Origin of the sequence: Nonomuraea sp. MG754425 (assembly GCF_021699195.1) — a bacterium.
In the GTDB taxonomy this organism is placed as follows: Bacteria; Actinomycetota; Actinomycetes; order Streptosporangiales; family Streptosporangiaceae; genus Nonomuraea.
On sequence record NZ_SSXE01000398.1, the window covers coordinates 1 to 2088 of the forward strand.

Annotated in this window: 1 protein-coding gene and 1 pseudogene; one reads left to right on the forward strand and one right to left on the reverse strand. The window is 75.8% G+C overall.

Annotated elements, in window-relative coordinates; translation table 11 throughout:
* A pseudogene (locus tag FAF44_RS52955) lies at window positions 1-527 on the forward strand (serine/threonine protein kinase); the annotation flags it as partial.
* Between the two features lie 11 nt (window positions 528-538).
* On the opposite strand, the gene FAF44_RS52960 reads toward FAF44_RS52955, so the two are convergent.
* The coding region (locus tag FAF44_RS52960) for a hypothetical protein (RefSeq protein WP_237111082.1) at window positions 539-2088 on the reverse strand (1550 nt) is incomplete at its 5' end.

The following is a 2088-nucleotide window of genomic DNA, read 5'->3' on the forward strand; positions in this document are numbered from 1 at the left end:
GCCTGACCCTCCGGGACCTGCCCACCCCCACCACGAACCGCACCGGCGAACCCGCCCGGCAGACACCCACGCGGAAGCCGGCCGAGGAGAACCTGCTGACCCCCGCCGGCATGCGTACGATGATCGCCAAGCTGAAGCCGGTCATCGGCGGGACCAAGGTCGTCAGGATGACGATCCACCCCACCCACGCCTCCGTGGACGTCCCCCGCAAGGACGACAAGGAGCTCTACGACAGCTACGACTACCGCGACGGCGAGGTCACCGGCCCGAGGACGGGCCGCACGTTCAAGACGCCCCTCGTGGACCTGGCCACGTTCAACTGGAACGCCCTCCCGGCCCTGATCAGGAGGGCGGACAAGGATCTCGGCGCGCCCGATCCGACCTCCCACCACATGATCGTGGACCCCGACTACGTGTTCACCTCGACGAGGCAGGTGCTGCTCGTCTACGCCTCCGACGACTACGGCCGCGGCGGTTACCTGGTGGCCAACCCCAAGGGCAAGGTGCTCAAGCTCGTCGGCGACTGAGGCGGCGCGGGTCAGCAGCTCTCCTGGTAGCCGCTCTCCGGGATCAGGCGGGCCCACTCCGCCCTGGTCAGCTCGCCGCCCGCCCGCGCGCACACCTCGCGCGCGGTCAGCCCGGGATCGACCGCGACCTCGCGTACGGTGCCGTCGAGGGCCACGCCGCGCAGCCGTTTGCCGTCCTGGCTGAAGGCCAGCCCGGAGGCCCACGAGCCGATCTGGCCGACCTCGCGCAGCGCCTCGGGGTGCCAGAGCGAGGCCCGGCCCGCGTCGATGGCCAGCAGGTCGCCGTCAGGGGAGAAGCGCAACTCGTCCACCGGGGCCGGGCCGGTCTCGATCGTGCCGGCGGCCTCGCGCTCGCGTACGTCCCACAGCAGCACCCGGCCGCCCTCCAGCCCGATCGCCAGCCGGCGGCCGTCGGGGGAGAAGGCCAGCGCGGTCGGGACGGCGCTCCCGCCGGGACCCTCACCGAGGTCGAGCGGGGTGACCCGGCCGGTGGCCAGGTCGAGCAGGTTCGGGCCGGCGGCCAGCGTCGAGCCGTCGGGGCTGAAGGCCAGCGCCAGGTCGCCCGCGCCCTCGTACGCCTTGATCCGGCGGCCCGCCCGCACGTCCCACGTCTCCAGGGTCCGGCCGCGCGCGGTGGCCAGGGTGCGGCCGTCGGGGGACAGCGCCACGGCCGGCACGTCGCCGCCCGCCTGGATGGCGGTCACCTGCCTGCCGCCGGCCACCTCCCACACGGTCACCGGGTCGCCCGCCACCGCCATCAGCCGTCCGGCCGCGTCGAACGCCAGGTCACCGGCGGCCGCGACCCGGCCCAGCTTCCTGCGTGCCTCGGTGTCGGTCAGCTCGATCGTGTTCCCGACCTCCTTGGCCGCGACCCGGCCGTTGCCGGAGAAGGCGGCCCCGTGGCCGTCGTCGGAGGGCACCGGCAGGCCGGAGACGTCGAGCGAGACGACCGAGCCGGTGCCGCTGAGGTAGCGCAACTGGTGGCCGTCGGCCGAGAAGGTCAGGCCGCGGCCGGGATTCTGCAACGGGTAGGAGCCGGTCAGCCGCCGTTCGCCGACGTTCCAGACGCGGACCTCGCCGTCGCCGGGCAGGGCCAGCAGATGGCCGTCGGGGCTGAAGACCACCGGGCCGGCCGACGCGCCCGGGGGCGTCTCCAGGCCGTCCACGATCTCGACGCCCCACGCGCGGTCCCGCGCGGGGGCGGGGTCACGGCCGTCCGGCCGCGCCGCCCCGGTGTCCTCGCCTTCCGGCCGCCTCGCGGTGGTGTCCGCGGCCTTCGATCGGGTCGTGCCGGTGTCCTCGGGGCCGGGGCGGGCGGTCTGGCCGTCGCGGGTGGGCGTCGTCCGGGAGCCGCTGTCCTGCGGGGCGGCCGTGGGGCTCACCGGACGCGCGGTGGCGGAGGGGTCGCCGGAGCGGGCCGGCTCGGCCGGGCCGGGGTCCGGCTGGGCCGCCCGCGTCCTGACGTCGGGTGGTGACGTGCTGGACGCCTGCGGCGCGGCCGAGGGCGTGGCGGCGGCCTGGGCCGGGGCGGAGGTCTCGGCAGGGGGCGGCGACTGGGAGG